Here is a 13,358-nt window from a genome sequence, read left to right on the forward strand (position 1 = left end):
CCACGAGTCCACCGAGGCTGAAACGGGAGTTCACGAGTGGGGATGCGGCCCGCGGCGAGGATGCCGAAGCTGACGCGACGTAGCCGGGTACTGATCGGCCTGGCACTGGTGGTAGTGCTGGCGCTGTTGATCGGACCTCGGGTCGTCGACGGCTATGTCGACTGGTTGTGGTTCGGCGAGCTGGGGTACCGCTCGGTGTTCACCACAGTGCTGGCCACCCGGCTCATCGTGTTCCTCGTGGTCGGCCTGCTCATCGGTCTGGTGGTGTTCGCCGGCCTGGCCCTGGCCTATCGCACCCGTCCGGTGTTCGTCCCGGCGGCGGGCCCGAACGATCCGGTGGCGCGTTACCGGACCACCGTGTTGGCCCGGCTGCGCTTGTTCGGGATCGGGGTGCCGGTCTTCATCGGCCTGCTGGCCGGTGTCATCGCGCAGAGCTACTGGGTGCGCGTGCAGTTGTTCCTGCACGGCAGTGACTTCGGGATCACCGATCCGCAGTTCGGTCGGGATCTGGGCTTCTACGCGTTCGACCTGCCGTTCTATCGGCTGGTCCTGACGTATCTGTTCGTCGCGACCTTCCTGGCGTTCGTCGCGAATCTGCTGGGGCACTATGTGTTCGGCGGAATCCGTCTCGCCGGTCGCAGCGGAGCGCTGAGCCGCGCTGCGCGCATCCAGCTGATCAGCATGGTCGGCTTCCTGATCCTGCTCAAGGCATTCGCGTACTGGCTGGACCGCTACGAGTTGCTGAGCAATACCCGCGCCGGCAAGCCGTTCACCGGTGCGGGCTACACCGATATCAACGCCGTGCTGCCTGCCAAGCTGATCCTGCTGGCGATCGCCCTGATCTGCGCGGTGGCGGTGTTCTCGGCGATCGTGCTGCGTGATTTGCGGATTCCGGCCATCGGCGTGGTGCTGTTGCTGCTGAGCTCGATGGTGGTCGGTGCGGGGTGGCCGCTGATCGTCGAGCAGTTCAGCGTCAAGCCCAACGCCGCGCAGAAGGAGAGCGAGTACATCAGCCGCAGTATCACCGCGACCCGGCAGGCCTACGGGCTCACCGACGACACGGTGACGTACCGCAATTACGAGAGCAACGGTCAGACCACCGCCGCGCAGGTCGCTGCGGACCGGGCGACCACGTCGAACATCCGGTTGCTCGATCCGACGATCGTCAGCCCCGCGTTCACCCAGTTCCAGCAGGGTAAGAACTTCTACTTCTTCCCGGATCAGCTGGCCATCGACCGCTACGCCGGCCCCGACGGCGGTCTTCGTGACTTCGTCGTCGCCGCACGCGAACTCAATCCGGACCGGCTGATCGAGAACCAGCGCGACTGGATCAACCGGCACACCGTCTACACCCACGGCAACGGCTTCATCGCCTCGCCGGCCAACACGGTGCGCGGTATTGCCAACGACCCCAACCAGAACGGTGGTTACCCGGAGTTCCTCGCCAGCGTCGTCGGTGCCAACGGCAAGGTGGTCTCGCCCGGGCCGGCACCGCTGGACCAGCCCCGGGTGTACTTCGGGCCGGTGATCGCCGATACCGCGGCCGACTATGCCATCGTCGGCAAGAACGGTGACGTCGACCGCGAATACGACTACGAGACCAACACCGACACCAAGAACTACACGTACTCGGGCACCGGCGGTGTGCCGATCGGTAACTGGCTGGCCCGGTCGGTGTTCGCCGCCAAGTTCGCCGAGCGAAACTTCCTGCTGTCCAACGTGATCGGTGAGAACAGCAAGATCCTGTTCAACCGGGATCCGGCCGAGCGGGTGGAGGCGGTGGCGCCGTGGCTGACCACCGACACATCCGTGTACCCGGCGATCGTCAACAAGCGAATGGTCTGGATCGTCGACGGCTACACCACGCTGGACAACTATCCCTATTCGGAGTTGACGACGTTGTCGAGCGCGACGGCCGATTCGAACGAGGTGGCGGTCAACCGACTGGCACCGGACAAGCAGGTGTCCTACATCCGCAACTCGGTCAAGGCCACCGTCGATGCCTACGACGGCACGGTCACGCTGTACGCCCAGGACGAGCAGGATCCGGTGCTGAAGGCCTGGATGAGTGTGTTCCCCGGGACGGTCAAGCCGAAGGCGGACATCTCTCCGGAACTGCAGGCGCACCTGCGTTATCCCGAGGATCTGTTCAAGGTTCAGCGGTCGCTGCTGACCAAGTACCACGTCGACGACCCGGTGAAGTTCTTCACCAACGCCGACTTCTGGAATGTGCCGCTGGATCCCAACCCGACGGCAAGCAGCTATCAGCCGCCGTTCTACATCGTCGCCAAAGACCTGGTGAACAACAATGGTTCGGCGTCGTTCCAGTTGACCAGTGCATTGAACTGGCTGCAGCGCGAGTTCTTGGCGGCCTATGTCAGCGCCAGCTCGGACCCGGCGACCTACGGCAAGATCACCGTGCTGACGATCCCGGGCGAGGTCAAGGGGCCCAAGCAGGCGTTCAACGCGATAAGTACCGATACCGCGGTGACGCAGGACCTCGGTGTGATCGGACGCGACAACCTGAACCGGATCCGGTGGGGCAACCTGTTGACCCTGCCGGTGGCCGACGGTGGATTGCTTTATGTGGCACCGGTTTACGCGTCACCGGGAACCAGTGACGCAGCCTCGACCTATCCGCGGTTGATCCGGGTGGCCATGCTCTACGGCGACAAGGTGGGTTACGGCCCGACCGTCGGTGCCGCGCTGACCGAGCTGTTCGGGCCGGGTGCCGGCGCCACCGCCACCAATGTGGCCCCCACCGACGGCAAGCCGCAGTCTGCCGCGACGCCGGAAGCGGCACCGGCGGCGCCGCCACCGGCCAATGCCGACGGCCAGGCGCCCCAGGCGGTCCCACCGCCGGCCGCCGCAGTGCCGCCAGGTGAGCCGGTGCAGCTGTCGCCGGCCAAGTCCGCGGCGCTCAAGGACGTCGAGTCGGCGCTGTCGGAGGCACAGGATGCACAGCGCAGTGGCGACTTCGGTAAGTACGGGCAGGCGTTGCAGCGCTTGAACGATGCGATGAACAAGTTCAATACCGCCAAGTAGCCCTAACGCACGCGAAAAGACGCGTAGGTACCGCAGATCTCGGGATTTCGGGTACCTACGCGTCTTCTCGTGGTAGTTGCCGCGCCGAATATTGGTGCATCACCGGGCCGCTCCGGTGGGTGACAATGGACCAGTACTCGGTGGGCGGTTGGCGGTGGGGAGTCGCTGGTGGCGGTGACGATTTCGCAAGTGCTGGGCAGCCATCCCGAGCAACTGGTGTCGGCCGCCGGTGATGTGGCCGCAGCAGCGGGTGACATCGACAATCAGATCGCCCGCGAGCGCCTGCAGTTGACCCGGTTGGCGTCGGACTGGCGCGGCACCGCGTCCGACACCGCGCAGGGCCACGCCACCGAGATGTTCGGCGATCAGGAGCTCTACCGCGACAGGCTCAAGTTGCTGCACACCGCGATGTCCTCCGGTGGTGCGGAGCTCGGCAGCATCCGCACCCGGGTGACGGATCTGGTGTCGAGTCCGGAGGCGGACCTGTTCGACATCTCCGACGAGGGCCGGGTCTCGCTGGGATGGCGGCTGAAGGCCCTGGTGGCGGTGTATCCGGTACTGGCCCTGAAGTGGGGGATGCGTCGGCTGGCGTTGCAGACGTCCATTCAGACCGCGTTGGCCGAATTCGACGCGGCGGACAAGTCGACGGCCAGCAAGATGGACCGGATCAACAAGGGGCTCGTGAAATGAAGCCTCGGGCCGTCGGCTGCGTGACATGAGTGACGCCACGCTCTACGTCGATGAACAGACGATGCGGGAGACGGCGTCCACCTTCGACACCGCGGGCCATGGCGTCAGCGGCAATCGCGCCGGTCCGGTCATCTCCGGGGCCGCCGGGTCGATGCCCTCGCTGGCGGTCGGGGCGGCATGCGGGACGGTGGGATCCGCCCTCACCGAGCAGGCCAAGATGCTGGGCGGCGATGTGACGGTGTACGCGCAGAAGCTCCGGGTGGCCGCCGACCGTTACGAGCGCGGGGATGACGAGGCGGCCGAACGCATCGACTTCACCGGGACGGCCGAGCTGCCCGACGCCGGCGAGCATCCACCGGTCAGTGATTACGAGAAAGCGTTGCGTGATGCCGGGCTTCTCACCGGCCCGGTGGTACCAGGATCCAAATACGCGCAGTGGCTGGAGAATGCGTCCAAGCACGGGGTCGACCCGCAGACCATGGTCGACATCGCCCGCGCACAGAACATCACCCCGCAGTCGTTCGACGTGCTCAACGGACTGCAGGAGGTCAAGGACAAGGACGGTAAGTCGTTCTTCATCCTGCCGCCCGGTACCAGCAAGGAGGACGCGAAGAAGGCGGTGGTGATGACCTACATCCTCAACGCAGGCACCGACTACGACGCCGCCGAGGCCGGTGCGGACGGGAAGCTGGGTACCGCCGATGACGTTCACAACGACTTCGAGGAAACGCCCTACTCGGCCGCCGAGGTGCAGCGCATCGTCGATCGACAGAACGCGAACTCCTGGAGCTATGACCAGATTTTCGACAAGGGCGGCGGGGGATCGTTGGCCACGACACCCAACGGCATGCTGATGGGGTTGGGCGGACCGGTGATGGACAAGATCGGCGTCCACGGCGGCACAACCTACGGCGACGTGTTCGTGATGAACATCGACGGATCCAAGGATCCGGCTGCTCAGCTGAGCCAGATCATCCAATCGGGGGCCAACTGGGGACAGGATGACAGCGGTGTGCCGTTCCAGAGCACCCTCGACCTCGACCGCCTGTTGCACCACGAGGAGCGCCATTCCGAACAGTGGGCCCAGAAGGGATTCGCCTGGATGGCACGGGATTACGGGCTGGGTGCGATCATCGAACAGAAGACCGGCATCAACCCGCTGGAACGCGATGCCGGCTTGTCCGACGGGGGTTATTCGTGAGGTCCTGGCTGGCCGTGCTGTTGACGCTGCTGGTGGCGGCGGGGCTCACCGCTTGCCGGACCGGGGACCGCCCGTGGTCGGATGCCCCGTTCGCCGCCCCGATGCGACCGGCGTTCGGTGCCCGGGTCACCGACGGCAAGCTGGAGATCTGGATGCCGCCGGGCTGCGCCGGGGTGCGGTCGGTGGAGGTCGGGTTCGGATTTGGCCCGAAGCTCGTGTTGACCGATCCCTCCGGTACGGCGACTCTCGACCGGTTCACCGTCGGTGGACCCTATCCGGGTCTGACCGTGACGGAAGCGCCGCCGCCTGACTTCGATTGGCGCACAGAAGAATATTTGTTCCTCAATGTGCAGTCCACGCCCGGGGGGTACCCCGCGACCGCTCGGACGGCCGAGGTCGCCGCCGGATCGACCAGTCACCCGGCCGGGACCTTCTACTTCGAAGGCGTCGGTTGGCTCGACGACGCGGGTGTGACGGAGAAGGAAGGCAAGGAGTTCGCAGGGGTGTGCAGGCCGCAAAAGAAGTGATGCGGCGCAGGTCTACTGCCGCGCCACTGCCTCTCTGAACTGGCCGCCAAGTCAACGCCAAGTCGGCTAGGCGATGCTGTGTGGCGAGTATCTTGCACGACTTTCTGCGCTCATCTTGAGAGGACCCCGATGACCCTGACCGATGTCGCCCACGACGGCCTGGACGACGCGTTGAAGGGCCTGCGAGCCCACGTCGCCGCCCCCGTGGCCCTACCTGGGGAAGCCGGCTATGAACGGGCCACCCCGTGGAATGCGGCGGCCGTTGTCGAGCCTGCCGCGGTGGTGCTGGCGGCCACCGCCTACGACATCGCCAACACCGTGGGCTTCGCGGCGGCCAGAGGCTACCGGGTCGCGGTCCAGGCCACCGGCCACGGCGCCATGGTGGTGGCCCCCGACACGATCCTGGTGCTGACCTCTGAGATGACCGGTGTCACCGTCGATCCCGTGGCGCGTACCGCGCGGGTGGCGGCCGGGGCCACGTGGCAGCAGGTGCTCGACGCGGCCGCCCCGCACGGTCTGGCCGGGCTGGGCGGTTCGGCCCCCAGCGTCGGCGTGGTGGGATTTCTCACCGGCGCAGGCATCGGGCCGTTGGTCCGCACTTTCGGGTTGTCGTCGGACTACGTGCGGTCGTTCGAGTTGGTCACCGGGGCGGGCGAGTTGCTGCGCGCCACTCCGGAGGAGAACGCGGAGTTGTTCTGGGGGCTGCGCGGCGGAAAGTCCACGCTGGGTATCGTCACGTCGGTCGAGATCGATCTGCTGCCGATCGCCGAGTTCTATGGTGGCGCGGTGTATTTCGACGGCGCAGACGCCGGCGTTGTCCTCCGCGAGTGGGCGGGCTGGTGTGCCGACCTGCCGGAGTCGGTATCGACATCCATTGCACTGCAACAGCTCCCGCCGATGCCCGGCGTTCCGGAACCGTTGGCCGGCCGCCTGACCGTGGCGGTGCGGTACGCGGCCGTCGGCGATTTCGCCGAGGCCGAGCGGTTGCTGGCGCCGATGCGCGCAGTCTCGACCCCGGTGCTCGATACCGTCGCGGTGATGCCCTATGCCGCCATCGGCGCCGTGCACGCCGACCCGGTGGATCCGATGCCGATCTTCGAGCACCACACGCTGTTGCGGGAACTGACCGCGGAGACGGTCGAGGTGCTGCTGGCCGCGGCCGGGCCTGATTCGGGCTCGGTGCAGACGATTGTGGAAGTCCGGATGCTGGGCGGGGCGCTGGCCCGTGAGGGACGGCACCGCAGCGCGTTCTGCCATCGCGACGCCGCTTTCGCGGTGAGCACCATCGGGGTCCTGGTGCCCCCGATGGCCGATGCCGTGGTGCCGCAGGCCGGCGCGCTCATCGTGGCCCTGTCGCCATGGTCCAGCGGCGGCCAGCTCGCCAATTTCGCACCGTCCGAGGACGCCGGGCGGGCCGCCCGCGTCTATGACGAGGACACCCGGCACTGGTTGGCCGCACTGGCCGACCGGCACGACCCGGCCGGGGTGTTCCGGTGCGGTCAGGTGGTGCGTTTTGTGGGCTGATTTCCGGTCGTTTTCGGGCCGGAAACCTCTCTGAGCACTCGATTTGGAGCTCGACGTAAGACCCCGGTAACCTTGTATTCGCAACGCGGGGTGGAGCAGCTCGGTAGCTCGCTGGGCTCATAACCCAGAGGTCGCAGGTTCGAATCCTGTCCCCGCTACCAAGAGGAAATGGCCCTCGGAGATTATCTCCGAGGGCCATTTTCTATGGATTGGGAACGCGGATCGACAGTGCTTGTCGGTGGAGATCTGAACTCCCACACGTGGGCACGAGCCGTCGATCCCGCGAGGTGCACCACGCAATGGGAGATCACCGGCGACGTCAAACACACCGTCGTCAACGCCGGAAGCGGGCCAATTCAAACGACGCCAAGCGAGATCACCCAGCTCGTCGCACCCGGCTGTTCCGACGAAACGAGACGTGACCGCAGGCTATTTCGTCAGCGTGTCCCGCATCCCCGGCGCGAGCACGCCCGCGATGGCGTCCCAGTGCACGGTCACCGGGTAGTAGTCGCCGAGTACGTGGGCGACCGAAACGTAGACAACCAGTCCGTCGTCGGGTACCCAATTGCCGAGTTGATCGGCGACCGGGGCCGGCGCGGGCTGATTGGCCAACTTCTCCTCGTCGGCCATCTCGGCCTTGATGCCGTCGACCAACGCGGTCAGTCCGGCAGTCTGGTCGGTGAACAGATCGGTGATCAGGATCGGCTTCGCCGTGTGGACGTCGATCACCTTCGTGGACACGGTGTTGAACGGGTGCGCTGCATGGTCGACGAAGATGTTGAGCAGCAGCACGCCGGCCACCGCGCCGAAACCGATGTGGGACACCTCGCTGCGCTTGTCTTCATCGATGACGCCGGGCGCGACCGTCACCGGGCGGTTGTCGTCGGGCGGCGTGAGGTATTCGTCGAGGGCCGCGCGCATGCCGGTGTTGAACTCGTCGCGGGCCGTTGCGTCTCCGTCGCGCAGCTGAGGGAGCTCCGCCCGGTAAGTGACGGGCCCTTTGGCGCCGTTGACGGCTTCGATGAATCCGCTGAACGGCGCGACGTTGGCCGATGCGCTGGTGGTCGGAGCCGGACTGCTGGAGTTGCCCGAACCGCCGGAGTGGCACGCCGTACCCACGCCGATCATCGACACGACGACAGTTACCGAGGCTATTCGGCGTATCACGGTTGACTCCCGCATGTCGCGACCCTAAGCCTGTGAAGTAACTGCGGGTGATGGTTTCGGCCGGGTAGCCGAAGCGAACAGGTTGATCCCCGTGGCTTCGCGACGAATCTCGACCGGCGCGTGCCCGAACTCCGATCGTGCGAACAGATCTGCCAAGTCTTGCGGTGACCGGTGAATCAGCCTCCAATCCAGCAGGTGGTCCATGAACGCCCGGTCCGGATTGTCGACATCGAAGTTCCCGACAATCGCCGTGCCACCTGGACGCAGGTGGCGGTAGATCCAGTCGAGCAGTCTGATGACGAGGTGATCGGCCAGATAGTCGATGAGGCCAATCGAATACACCAGATCCTGATCGCCCAACGTCAGAGTTTGACGTCCCAGCGCTAGTTTGACGACGTTGGCTTGAACGAACGCAACTCTTCCGGTCACACCGGCACTGTCTGCGAGGCTCTGTGCGTAGGCCAATGCCTGGTCGTCGATGTCCAGACAGGTAGCGGTGATGTCCGGGTGGTCTGGCTCGGAGAAGATGTCGAAGATCTCACGGGCGGGCCCGCAGGCCAGACTTGTGATCGCAGCCGGTCTATCGTTGCAGGCCCGCGCAGTGTCGATGATGGTGTCGCGCAGCAGCTGTCGACGATTCTTCACGGCGCGCGAGGCCGGTATGTCGAGAAACCACCGGTCGATGTAGGGACCGAGCCTGCGTACCCCGTCCGGTTGGTCGTCGTAGACCATCTGCAACGTCAGATAGTCCCCGGCATAGCCCCGCGGTTTGGTGTAGGAGCGGTCGATCAGGCTGCTCAGCCCCAGGTACGGGTAGGTCTCCGCGTGTATGAATGCCCCCATCTCGTCGACGCCGGGGTTACCCGGCCGCAAGTGGAGGTGGATCTGGTCGGAGAGGGCATTGCAGGCGGACGAAACATGGGCCTGTGCCTCATCGGGTGTGGCACGGCCGTCGATGATCAGCTTGTCCGCGGCCAACATCGCTTCTTTGAAACGGGCTGCGATGAGGGCCAGGGGATGTGGTGCATCGTTGGCGGATACCAGGAATGTGGGAGCGCTGCCATTGTGCGGCGCCGCGTCCGTGATTGTCATGGGCCGATACTTGCGTGACGCTGCAGCGCAGTATGCAGTAGTGCACTACTCGATTTTTGTTTGTGACACCGACTTCAGATCACGTACGGCGCAATGAGCGTGGTGGCGCCCAGCACCACGACTCCGATCAGGAACGCGACGACCGTAAAGCCCATCACCTGACGGACATTGAGTTTCGCAATCGCCAGCAGGGGCAGTAGCCAGAACGGCTGGATCATGTTCGCGACGCCCTCGCCGACGGCCACCGCCATGGAGATCAAACCCAGGTACGCCGGTGAGTCCTGACCGATCGCCAGCGCCGAATCGACGGCGATCGGGCCCTGTACCGCCCAGTGCCCACCGCCCGACGGCACGAACAGGCTGATGATCAATGAGCCGATGAAGGTCAGGAACGGCAGCGTGTACTGGGACGCGCCGTTCACGAACGCCTCGGCCAGCAGCGTCTGCAGCGGTTTCGCACCCTCCACCGCCTGATAGCCCAGCAAGCCGACCAGACCGCCGTACAGCGGGTACTGCAGAAGCAGTGGGCCGGACACCTTGGCAGCACCGGTGAAGGCCCGGATGAACCGGATCGGTGTCCGGTGCAGCAACGCACTGGTGATGGTGAACAACATGATCATCGACGAGATGTTCAGTGCGAAACCGCTGAGGACGAAATAGGCGATGCCCGCAGCGAAAACCAGGACATTGAGGATCCACAGGTTTTCCAGCCATTCGGCGAACGTCTTCTTGCCTTCCGCGGGCGAAGCCGCCGATCCGCCCACGTCCTCGGGCGCATCCTCGTCCTCGAACACCGCGGGATCGGGTGCAAGGCTCTGTGTCGGTTCCATCCGCCAGATGGCGAGCGCGAGCAGCGCCAGCACGACGATCACCGACAGCCAGCTGTAGGGCTGGAAGATCGTCTGGCTCAGCGGCACGGTGACGCCGGTGATCTTGTGGATCACGTTGATCGGGCTGCTACTGTCCGTGTTCGCCAGGGCGATCGACGACGAGAGCCCCTGCGTCCAGACGATGAAGCCCATGAACGCCGCCGCGATGAGGTAGCCGAAATGCGCGTCGGCGAATCGCTTCGCAACCTGGCGGGCGACCAGCGCGCCGGCCACCAGCCCGAGCCCCCAGTTCAGCAGGGAGAGAACAGCGCTCACGCCGAAACAGAGGAAGGCGCCCTGAACCTGGTTGTTCGGTTTGGCGGCGATGGCGACGATGGCCCGTTTCAGAATCGGCGCCTCGGCGAGCGTGTAGCCCGTCACCAGGATCAGAACCATCTGGAAGGCGAACGTGAAGATGTTCTGCGATCCCCACACACCGCCGTACCACGCCTTGAGCATGCCGTCGGGGGTTGCACCGTGCACCAAGAAGGCGACCAGGCCGGCAACGATGAGGGTCAGGATGACCGCGAACAGATATGGGTCGGGCATCAGACGCTCGACATAGCGGACACACAGCCCGGTGAGGGACTGCATGATTCCGCGGCGCTTGGTCCGCGGTTCTTCGCTCGTGGTCATTGATCTACCTCGCCGTTTTGGTGCCCCATCGCTGCCGCCGTCGGCAGCAGCCGCCGCGGTTCGGCACGGACTCTAGTCTTTGGAGCACTCCGCAGTGGGCGGTTGGCAGGGACGGATCGACAGAGTCCACTGGCCGACGAACTGCCGGGTGGATTGTGCCCAGTCGGTGCGAATATCGCACTGGCCCAGCGCTTCGTGCGGCGTGGCTGCGCTCGTCTGCTGCCGTGTTTCGAGGCGGCTCGATGGGCGAGCACTGCCGGCGCCGGTCAACCACAGCAAAAAAATCGGTTTCCCTGATGTCGGGTGTCCGACCTACCCTGGGTGGCTGCGCAGGCAAAGCTCGGGGGAGCTAGGAGAGTGGGAAACAATGACGGGCCCGAGCACGGGGGAGATCGCGGCGCAACCGCGTGCCCAGTCGAGCGCCAATGTCATCATCGCGCTGTTGGTCAGCTCGGCGTTCGTGATGATCCTCAACGAGACGATCATGAGCGTGGCGTTACCCGCCCTGATCGTCGATCTGGACATCTCGGCGAGCACCGCGCAATGGCTCACCAGTGGCTTCCTGTTGACCATGGCGGTGGTCATCCCGATGTCGGGTTCGCTGCTGCAGCGGTTCCCGGTGCGCAGTATCTACCTGGCGTCGATGACCCTGTTCTGTACCGGCACATTGGTGGCCGCGCTCGCGCCGGGGTTCACGGTTCTGCTGGTCGGGCGCATCGTGCAGGCCTGCGGTACCGCGGTCATGATGCCGCTGCTGATGACGACGGTCATGACGCTGATTCCCGCGGACCGGCGCGGCCAGATGATGGGCACCATCTCGATCGTCATCGCCGTCGCACCGGCGATCGGGCCCACGCTGTCGGGGTTCATCCTCGGCTCACTGGACTGGCGATGGATGTTCTGGATCGTGCTGCCGATCGCCCTGCTCGCGCTGAGCGCCGGTCTGGCGTGGCTGCGCGTCGACGACGAACGGGAGGATCCCACCCCGATCGATCCTGTCTCGGTCCCGCTGTCGGCGATCGCGTTCGCGGGCTTGGTGTTCGGGCTGTCGCTCATGGGCGAATCCGCTCACCGCCCGCAGTCGGTGCCTGCGTGGGTGCCGATGGTGATCGGTGCGGCGGCGATGGTGGCCTTCGGTGCGCGGCAGATACTGCTGCAACGACGCGACCGTGCGTTCCTGGATCTGCGGCCCTTCACCTATCGGCGGTTCTCGGTGTCGCTGAGCCTGGTGGTCCTCGGCTTCATGGGGTTGTTCGGCGCCATCATCATGGTGCCGCTGTACGTGCAGGACGTACTGAAGCAGAGCGCACTGGTGGCCGGGTTGGCGACGCTGCCCGGCGGGCTGTTGATGGGGTTGGCCGGGCCGCTGGTCGGCCGAGCCTATGACCGTCACGGCGCCCGTCTGCTGGTCGTGCCCGGGTCGTTGATGCTGTGTGTGTCGCTGTGGGGTTTCACGCTGCTGTCGGCGGCGTCACCGGTCTGGGAACTGGTGGTCTTGCAGTCGGTCATGATGTTGGGCCTGTCGATGATGTTCACCCCGTTGATGACTGACGCGCTCGCAGTCCTGCCAGACCGGCTCTATTCGCATGGCAGTGCCATCCTGACGACGCTGCAGCAGGTTGGCGGTGCCGCGGGAACCGCCTTGTTCGTGACGGTGATGACCAAGGCGTCCCACTCGGGTGGGGCCCCGGATCTGCCCGGCGTGCATGCGGCCTTCACAGCCGCCGCGGTGATCAGCGTGTTCGCCGTGATCGGGTCCTTCTTCACCGCTCCGCGTCCGAGCCCCGCGGGTGGCACGCCGACACATTGAGCCCGGGCGCTCGGTCGAGGTCGGGCACAATCGGGCGCATGGGCAAAGTCGTGGTCATCACGGGCGCGGGTAGTGGTATCGGCCGCGCGACGGCCCGGGTTCTGCTGGACGCCGGACATCAGGTGGCGCTGGCCGGCCGCCGCGCCGAGCCGCTCGCCGAGGTGGGAGGCGGGAATCCCAACGCCCGCATCGTGCCGACCGACGTCACGGATTCAGCCTCGGTGCAGGCGTTGTTCGCCGACGCGGTGTCGACATTCGGGCGCGTGGATGTGTTGTTCAACAACGCAGGGGTGTTCGGGCCGTCGGCGTCGATCGCCGACCTCGCCGACCAGCAGTGGCACGACACTTGGCGCACCAACGTCGACGGCGCGGTGTTCTGTGCACGGGAAGCCGCTCGAGTCATGGCCGCCCAGCTGCCCCGCGGCGGGCGCATCATCAACAACGGATCGATCTCGGCACACCGGCCCCGCCCCAAAAGCCTGGCCTACACCGTCACGAAACACGCGATGAGTGGGCTGACCGCATCAATGTTGCTGGACCTGCGCGATATCGACATCTGCGTCACCCAGATCGACATCGGCAATGCCGCGACCGACATGACTGCGGGATTCAGTCACCAGACCCTGCAGGCCGACGGAAGTCTCGCAGCTGAACCGACTTTCGACGTCGGGCATGTGGCCCGCGCTGTGGCGCACCTGATCGATCTGCCCCTGGAGGTGTCGGTGCCGACGCTGACGGTCATGGCGCGGTCCATGCCGTACTTCGGCCGCGGCTGAGGGGACAGACCCCGAGATCAA

10 protein-coding genes and 1 tRNA gene are annotated in these 13,358 nt (G+C 65.5%); 8 read left to right on the plus strand and 3 right to left on the minus strand.

From position 1 onward, the window contains the following. Window positions 1-36 precede the first annotated feature (36 nt). The 6 genes from AC4ELS_RS01180 (at window position 37) to AC4ELS_RS01205 (ending at window position 7,148) form a co-directional block, all read left to right on the plus strand. Window positions 37-3,045 carry a UPF0182 family protein gene (locus tag AC4ELS_RS01180; RefSeq protein WP_499045354.1) on the plus strand — a complete coding sequence of 1,003 codons (3,009 nt, stop codon included), beginning with the start codon at window positions 37-39 and terminating at the stop codon, window positions 3,043-3,045. A gap of 174 nt (window positions 3,046-3,219) precedes the next feature. Further along, complete coding sequence (locus AC4ELS_RS01185) at window positions 3,220-3,735, plus strand: hypothetical protein (RefSeq protein ID WP_499045356.1); 516 nt, start codon at window positions 3,220-3,222, stop codon at window positions 3,733-3,735. Between the two features lie 25 nt (window positions 3,736-3,760). Then, window positions 3,761-4,936: a type VII secretion target gene (locus AC4ELS_RS01190; RefSeq protein WP_499045358.1), complete on the plus strand. Its 1,176-nt coding sequence runs from the start codon at window positions 3,761-3,763 to the stop codon at window positions 4,934-4,936. Continuing rightward, on the plus strand, window positions 4,933-5,463 hold the full coding sequence (locus AC4ELS_RS01195) for a hypothetical protein (RefSeq protein ID WP_499045361.1): 531 nt from the start codon (window positions 4,933-4,935) through the stop codon (window positions 5,461-5,463). Before AC4ELS_RS01190 ends, AC4ELS_RS01195 begins: the two co-directional genes overlap by 4 nt. 129 nt (window positions 5,464-5,592) lie before the next feature. Beyond that, complete coding sequence (locus tag AC4ELS_RS01200) at window positions 5,593-6,987, plus strand: FAD-binding oxidoreductase (RefSeq protein WP_498883437.1); 1,395 nt, start codon at window positions 5,593-5,595, stop codon at window positions 6,985-6,987. Between the two features lie 84 nt (window positions 6,988-7,071). Continuing rightward, window positions 7,072-7,148 (plus strand) — tRNA-Met (locus AC4ELS_RS01205). 268 nt (window positions 7,149-7,416) lie between these two features. Here the strand turns inward: AC4ELS_RS01205 and AC4ELS_RS01210 are convergent. The 3 genes from AC4ELS_RS01210 to AC4ELS_RS01220 all read right to left on the minus strand — a co-directional run bounded on the left by AC4ELS_RS01210 (window position 7,417) and on the right by AC4ELS_RS01220 (window position 10,751). Continuing rightward, on the minus strand, window positions 7,417-8,169 hold the full coding sequence (locus AC4ELS_RS01210) for a hypothetical protein (RefSeq protein ID WP_499045364.1): 753 nt from the start codon (window positions 8,167-8,169) through the stop codon (window positions 7,417-7,419). A 9-nt stretch (window positions 8,170-8,178) separates the two neighbouring features. Continuing rightward, window positions 8,179-9,246 carry a class I SAM-dependent methyltransferase gene (locus tag AC4ELS_RS01215; RefSeq protein ID WP_499045367.1) on the minus strand — a complete coding sequence of 356 codons (1,068 nt, stop codon included), beginning with the start codon at window positions 9,244-9,246 and terminating at the stop codon, window positions 8,179-8,181. Window positions 9,247-9,320: 74 nt separating this feature from the next. Further along, the gene (locus AC4ELS_RS01220) at window positions 9,321-10,751 is read right to left on the minus strand and encodes a TIGR00366 family protein (RefSeq protein ID WP_499045369.1); all 1,431 of its coding nucleotides are present in this window, start codon (window positions 10,749-10,751) and stop codon (window positions 9,321-9,323) included. Between the two features lie 367 nt (window positions 10,752-11,118). Here AC4ELS_RS01220 and AC4ELS_RS01225 point away from each other — a divergent pair, with 367 nt between their 5' ends. After that, a complete protein-coding gene (locus tag AC4ELS_RS01225; protein WP_499045371.1) occupies window positions 11,119-12,561 on the plus strand; it encodes a DHA2 family efflux MFS transporter permease subunit in 1,443 nt (480 codons plus the stop codon). A 38-nt stretch (window positions 12,562-12,599) separates the two neighbouring features. Continuing rightward, entirely contained in the window at window positions 12,600-13,337 is a 738-nt protein-coding gene (locus AC4ELS_RS01230; RefSeq protein WP_064878858.1) for an SDR family oxidoreductase, read from the plus strand. Window positions 13,338-13,358 lie beyond the last annotated feature (21 nt).

The sequence above is a fragment of the Mycobacterium shunyiense genome (assembly GCF_058270035.1).